5 protein-coding genes are annotated in these 6,925 nt (G+C 43.9%); 3 read left to right on the forward strand and 2 right to left on the reverse strand.

Annotated elements, in window-relative coordinates; all coding sequences use genetic code 11:
• Window positions 1-626: 626 nt before the first annotated feature.
• The 3 genes from ACR0QE_RS06545 (at window position 627) to ACR0QE_RS06555 (ending at window position 4,243) form a co-directional block, all read left to right on the forward strand.
• The gene (locus ACR0QE_RS06545; protein ID WP_432627559.1) at window positions 627-1,649 is read left to right on the forward strand and encodes a LacI family DNA-binding transcriptional regulator; all 1,023 of its coding nucleotides are present in this window, start codon (window positions 627-629) and stop codon (window positions 1,647-1,649) included.
• A 655-nt stretch (window positions 1,650-2,304) separates the two neighbouring features.
• Window positions 2,305-3,714 carry a pyruvate carboxylase subunit B gene (locus ACR0QE_RS06550; protein WP_432627560.1) on the forward strand — a complete coding sequence of 470 codons (1,410 nt, stop codon included), beginning with the start codon at window positions 2,305-2,307 and terminating at the stop codon, window positions 3,712-3,714.
• Window positions 3,715-3,844: 130 nt separating this feature from the next.
• The gene (locus tag ACR0QE_RS06555; RefSeq protein WP_432627561.1) at window positions 3,845-4,243 is read left to right on the forward strand and encodes a carboxymuconolactone decarboxylase family protein; all 399 of its coding nucleotides are present in this window, start codon (window positions 3,845-3,847) and stop codon (window positions 4,241-4,243) included.
• A gap of 218 nt (window positions 4,244-4,461) precedes the next feature.
• On the opposite strand, the gene ACR0QE_RS06560 is transcribed toward ACR0QE_RS06555, so the two are convergent.
• Both ACR0QE_RS06560 and ACR0QE_RS06565 read right to left on the reverse strand, forming a co-directional pair.
• Window positions 4,462-5,091 (reverse strand): SGNH/GDSL hydrolase family protein, encoded by a 630-nt coding sequence (locus tag ACR0QE_RS06560; protein ID WP_432627562.1) that lies wholly within the window; start codon window positions 5,089-5,091, stop codon window positions 4,462-4,464.
• Between the two features lie 219 nt (window positions 5,092-5,310).
• Window positions 5,311-6,765: an ADP-ribosylglycohydrolase family protein gene (locus tag ACR0QE_RS06565; protein WP_432627563.1), complete on the reverse strand. Its 1,455-nt coding sequence runs from the start codon at window positions 6,763-6,765 to the stop codon at window positions 5,311-5,313.
• Between the last annotated feature and the right edge of the window lie 160 nt (window positions 6,766-6,925).

Consider the following 6,925-nt stretch of genomic DNA (forward strand, 5'->3'; position numbering starts at 1 on the left):
GATGACAGTTTTTCGTGTTTGTGGATACGATTTTCTGCCATTTCTTTGGTTGTTTTGTCTTAGTTTAACGTATTAGTAAAACGTTTATCTTATGGCACTTAATATAGTTTAACGTTTTAGTTTTGTCAAGAGATTTTTTATCATTAAACTTGGATTCTGCAATTTTTGACAGGTTTTGTGATGGGATTTTGTGCAGAATACACAGGATATTCAGGCGAAACTTTCTGGAAAAATTACTGAGATAAAAATCGCCGGGATAAAAATCGCTGGGATAAAAATCTGGCGGACTAAAAATCCGGCGGACTAAGAGAAACTAAGAGAAAAAAAAGAGATAAGAACACCGGAAAACATCTACCCGTGCACAATAACTATAAAGAATCAATGACAATACAAGACAATGGAATTGACAAGAAAGTTAATTAAACGTAAGATATAATTCAGAGTGGATGCGCAGTAATTCTGATTGCTTTGCATATCAAGGACGTGCCGGTGACACGTCTGAAGATTGGAAGATGTCCGCAAAACTGACCGGAATCACGCGCCAAGTCGACATTCATCAGATTTCGATATCGAAATTTTTTATTATCATAATATAACTATCATAAATTTTCGGAGGACTTTCCCCTATGGCTACTATAAAAGACGTTGCAAAACTGGCTGGTGTGTCTGTCACAACAGTCTCTATCATTATAAACGGCAAATCCGGAGAGCGCAAAATCTCTGCCCAGACACAGGAGCGTGTCCAGGATGCCATGCGCGAGCTCGGCTATCAGCCCAACTTGAGTGCACGCCGTCTCCGCTTTCAGGAAAGCAAGAAACCGGTTATCGCATTTTTCTGGCCGCTTGATTACCGAACCATGATTCTGGCTTCTTTTCTGAATGCCTTACAGCTTGAGTGCACGCGCATCGGCTTTGACTGTGAGCTCGTCGTTCAGACTTACGAGAACGACCATCTTGACCAGTATGATGCCTCCATTCTGAAAAACGGTTACAGCGCAGCGATCGTCGGCGCATGTTCCCTGAAAGACTTAAAATATTTAGAGAGTCTCTCCCCGCAGGTTCCGGTGGTGCTGATCAACCGTTACTCAGAATGTCTCTCAACCGTCTGCACAGACAACAAAATGATCGGTCTGATGGCTGCAAGGCAGATCCGCCAAAAGGGATACACAGAGGCAGCTGTCTTTGCCTCCCACTCCGCCTACGTTGCCACAAGCCAGCGTACCCAGGCATTTTTAGATGCCTGCAGCCAGATCGGTCTTCTCGTCACACCGGATTCCATTTTCCGAGGCAATGGAACGATGGAGGACGGATACCGTCTGGCCAAAGAATATTGTAAAAACGCAGAGCAGCCAAAAGTTATCTTCTGTGATTCCGACTCAATCGCACTCGGCGCTCTGCGCGGCTTCCATGACATGGGAGTCAAAATTCCGGAAGATGCAGAGCTTCTGTCAATCGGAATGCTGGATTCCTCTATGACAGAATATTCCCTTCCGTCTCTGAGTGTCATTGAGATGCCAAATAAGGAGATCGGCGGCGAGATCATCCGGCTTTTGCAGGAAAAGATCCAGACAAATGACATTTCGCCAAAGCATATCAAACTCGAGGCAAAATTGATTTTGAGAGAAAGCTTTCAGGGAATAAACGCCTGACCCTCTTAAATGGAATTTTTCTCCCAAAGTTTTTCCATCAGAATCTTTTTATTGATTCTTCATCTTTCTTTCTAAATACAAAAAATAAACAGGGAACTCCCTTTTTCAGCTGGCATAGCGCCATAAGGAAGCGATTAGAATCTTCCAGACGCTTCCTTATGGCTTTTTCTTTTATAACCCATTCCCATATGTTTATATATTCTGGCGTTTACATTTTTTACAGTCCGCGGATAACACACTTACATATAACACTTTGAAAGACTTTTACAATACACTTATAAATTTTTCAAAGTTATTCTTGACATTTGAAAAAAAATGGTGTACATTTGTTTTAACGTTTTAGTTTAACGTTTTACTTGTCTTAGACAGATCGAACGGATTTCTTCCCAAATTCGTTCGGTCGCCCATAATGCGACTATGCGCAAATCACATATGACATGCATATCGCAATCACATACAAACGCAATCTTAACACAATCCAAATATTATTCATTGGCTTCCTATTCATTTGATCAGCGAGCTGATTGAGAGACGGATTTCCATAGGTATCCTCAGATATACGCAAATATCCGCATCCAAATCCAAAGATCGTTTCCATCCACATGAAGAAAAGTCAATCATACAAGAAGAAAGAAAAAGAAAAGGATGTGATCGCTTGTTCTGGAACAGAAAAAAAGCTCCAGCAGTTACTCTTCCTACCGGGATTGGTGCCGCTGATTTCGCAGGTGCCGGCACCCCGTTAAAATTCAACAGCGTTGAATTTCGTGACGGACAGCAGTCTTTGTTTGCCACACGCATGACCACAGAAGATATGATTCCTCTTCTGACCCGCATGGATCAGGTGGGATATGACAGCATGGAAATGTGGGGAGGCGCTACCTTCGATGTGGCAGTCCGCTTTTTGAAAGAAGATCCCTGGGAGAGAGTTCGGGAATTCAAGAAATATGTAAAGAAAACTCCGTTAAAGATGGTTCTCAGAGGTCAGAACCTGGTCGGCTACAAGGCTTACCCGGATGACATCGTAGAAAAATTTGTTCTGAAGGCCGCAGAAGCAGGCATCGATGTGTTCCTGATTTTTGATGCCCTTCAGGATTTGAGAAACTGTGAGGCAGCCTTCAACGCAGTAAAAAAAGCCGGTAAAAAGATCGAGGGCTCCGTTCAGTACAATGTAAGCCCCTTCCACACCACGGAAGTGTTCGTTCAGAATGCCCTGGATCAGGAAAAAATGGGCGCTTCCCTGATGCATGTGGAAGATATGGCCGGTCTTATGACGCCTCAGGCTGCCTACGAACTGATCTCTGCTTTAAAGAAAGCTTTAAAAATCCCGGTACATCTTCACTGTCACTGCACCGGCGGTATGGCTGAGATGACTTACTGGGAGGCAATCCGCGCCGGAGTGGACGGTCTGGACGTCTGTGTCTCTTCCATGTCCATGGGACCGGCTCATCCTCCGATCGAGAGCTTCCTCGCTGCACTGAAAGGAACCAGCCGCGATCCAAAGATCGATCTCGAACAGTTCAAATCCATCAATGATGATTTCTTAAAGCTGCGCAAAAAATACGCAGATTTCGAGACAAAACTGGTAGGAGTTGACGTTGGCTGCCTTCAGCACCAGGTTCCGGGCGGCATGCTCTCCAATCTGGAAAGCCAGTTGACTGCCATGAAGCTCTATGACCGCCTTCCGGAAGTTCTCGAAGAGGTCAGCAGAGTCCGCGCAGACATGGGATATCCTCCGCTTGCTACCCCGTCAAGCCAGATGTGCGGTGCCCAGGCCACAACCAACGTTCTGACCGGAAACCGTTATTCCATGGTCAGCAAAGAGTTAAAAGAATATTGCCGTGGAATGTACGGCATGCCGCCGGGTCCGATTTCTCCGGAACTCCTCGAGAAAGCCCTCGGCGACGAAAAACCGACTTTCCCGCGTCCGGGCGATATGCTGCAGCCTGGTTTTGAAGCTGCCAGACAGGAAGTAGGAAATCTGGCAAGAACAGAGGAAGATGTCCTCACTTACGCATTGTTCCCGAATTACGCGCCGGATTTCCTGCGTGCAAAATACGGATTATAACTTAGAATCGAATCACTCTGAGTAAATGTCAGTAAATGTGCAATACCCAATCAACCTTCTGCTTGGAAAGAAATTTTTCAAATATTAGCAAGCTATTCTTTTATTTACTCGGCGAAAGGAGGTGTTTAAATTGAAACAGACCGATGAACAGAAATTAGAGCGTTCCATGGCGATTCTGGAAGAATTAAAAGAAGCCCGCGGCGGCAAACTTTTAGATTCTCACCGCGTCATGGGAAATGACCCGAATCTGATCAATATGTTCCTGCAGCAGTATGTCAACTGTAACAAGAAAGATATTTCGATTCCAAGAAAATATCGTGAGCTGATTGTTATGGCGATCGGCATGGCTACAGGTACAGAGACCACTATGAAAGTCCATGCAAAAATTGCTCTGGAAAATGGTGCCACCATTGATGAGATTTTTGAAGTGATCCGCATTCTCTTCTTTACCTGCGGTGTCACAAAGTTATTGCCAACACTGGAAACACTGGGCGAACTTTTTGAACCGGTTGACCTGCCGGAAAAATAAAGCGCCTCTTTTAAGATATGTAATATCCCAATATGTAATACCCCGACTTCTAAAAAACAAATGTGAATAAATCAATCCTGAGTTTCCCGATCCAACTGCTCTGCCATGGCGGATGGATCGGGAAACTTTTTGTTGTATACCCAAGCTACACAAGACACACAAAAATGAGCGCTCATTTTGTCTTGATCTGTAATTATTATATCTGTAATTATTAATCATCAAAGCAAAATCTTGTCCTCAATAATCCGGTACACTGCCTCTGCAAGATTTCGGTGTCCTTCTTCCGTCATATGCTCCTGATCTTTTTCACTTGGATATGCATATTGAGACGCATCCAAAAACTCTACCTTCTCTGCTTCTGCCACTTTCCGGTATGCTTCTGCGAGTTCCTTTGATACCTGTACCGAATCCCGACTGAATTCCGGATCAAAACCTGCTTCCCATACACGCTCGCCGAGATGAATCGGGGAGATAATCAATATTCTGCTCTGCGGCGCATACTGTCTGATCTGACCAATCAGACGCCGAATCCCATGTGCAATCACCTGCGCAGAAGCGCCAAAAAGTGATTTGCAGTCATTTGTTCCAAGCATAATGGTCACAAGATCCAGCGGAGAATGGGATTCCAGCAGAGTCGGAAGAAAGCGAACACTATTTCTGCCATCGCGAAGCGGATCATCAAAGATGCTTGTTCTTCCGCACAATCCCTCCTCAATTACCCGGTATTCCTGCAATCCCAATTTTTCATTCAGAATGCTTGTCCATCTGACTCCCCACGGGTATCTCGCATTCTCGCCCGGCACCAGTCCAAACGTATTCGAATCTCCAAAGCATAAAATCTGTTTCATAATTTATCACTCACTCTCATATTTTCTCAGTTACTTCTGTCATTCTTTCAGTGTTTTAAAGTTTTGCAGGAATCCATATCCCTACTCACTTACTGTTTTCCTGATTTCTTTTTTATGGGAGTGATTATACCTATTTTTTCTTTCTTTGAGAAGTTCTAATAATTGATAGGGAGTTATAGGATGAATCTATTGATCTTAGATCGCTATCATACACCATTGTCACATATCGTCATCCAAAATCTGATCTCTTCGAAAATAGATATGATATAAACCCATCTCAATCTTTTCCCGCTTTAAAATTTCTGCCACTGCATGAAAAATTTTTATGAGTATTTTCTCTTGTCGCTTCGCAGACTCATACTTTCCAATCCTGCCAGAATCATTCTGTTCGGCCCGTTCATACTCCTCATCTGTCTGATCTTGAATCGTATCGATTAATACCTTCTGCCCCATAAAAATAAATTCTTCCAGGCTTCCATCTAACGTTCTATTATCAATTCTTCTTTTTAAATGCCGGATTTCCTCTTGCTCCTCTATCAAAACTGACCTAATCTGCTCAATCGTATTTTCAGAAAGCAGATATTCGTTGCTTGTTTTCTCCTGATTAGAAAAAATATACGTCTTGTATTCTAACACACCATTCAAATAAATATTGATGGAAAATCCACCATCATCCACTCCACGCTGGGCAAAAGAAGGTTCTGTCTTATACCCATACAAAATATTCGGATTCCAGAGATATCTCTCAATTTTATCCTTCTTTTGTAACGCATCTATCCACTCCTGTGGAATTCTCTCATAACCATAAAAAAGTCCCGCAAGACCGCCCGTCACCGCGCCGACGGTATCTGTATCATCGCCGAGATTTACTGCGGTAAGCAGTGCATCCTCAAAGGAATCCGTCTGAATCAGACACCAGATTGCGGCTTCCAGGGTATGTACCACATACCCACTGCTCGAAATCTCCGTCTCCGGAATTTTTCGAAACTTCTCCAAATGCATCAGTCTCTGAAAATGCTGCAGTTCCGTATAATTTCTTAAATCATGCCTGTAATACTCGTAAGCCTGATCGATTCCCTTTTGCAGACGCTCCATCAAACTTCCCTGCTGTTCTAAAACCGCCTTCACACAAAAATAATAAATTCCACATGCCATCTGGCTTCTCAGATGCGCATGAGTCAGCGCAGATACCGCATGAATTTTGTAAATACACTCATCTTCCGAAGTACAGATTTTTTTCTGTCTCTCAAACAAAAACAGGCAGACCGGCAGAATCCGCATCAAGGAGCCATTTCCGTTGTCGTATTCGGTTCTGCCACCGCACTCGTCCAGATTTTTTGTCTGCCCATATCGAAGAATAGCCTGGCTCGTTGCATTTCCAATATCGAAGACCTCACCAAAAGGTGTATACTCTCCATACAGGCACCAATCCGAAAAACGTCTCATCATATCTTTTCGATCAAGTTTTCGTTGATTGTCGATGCTGTCGAGTGTCGCAAGCACCATACTCGTGTCATCCGACCATGTTCCTGCCGGCTGATTGTGTGTTCCATACCCACGCATCCTCGTCACCGGATCTGCTTTTCTCTCCTCTCTCGAAGTAAACTCCACCGGCACTCCGAGCGCATCGCCGATGGCAAGGCCAAAGATTCCATCTTTCCAAATATTTCTCACGGTCTTACCTCAAACTTTTCGTGAACTGCCCATTGTCTAAAGCCAATGGGCTTCCTGCTTCACAGACCTCGTGACCTACTATCTCCACAGGCGTTAATTCGGGCAGTCCCCGCCCTATATATTTATTCTTCTTATGCTATTTGTCGTAATCCCTCTGCCA

Origin of the sequence: Brotaphodocola sp., from assembly GCF_050873065.1 — a bacterium.
Classification (GTDB): Bacteria; Bacillota; Clostridia; order Lachnospirales; family Lachnospiraceae; genus Brotaphodocola.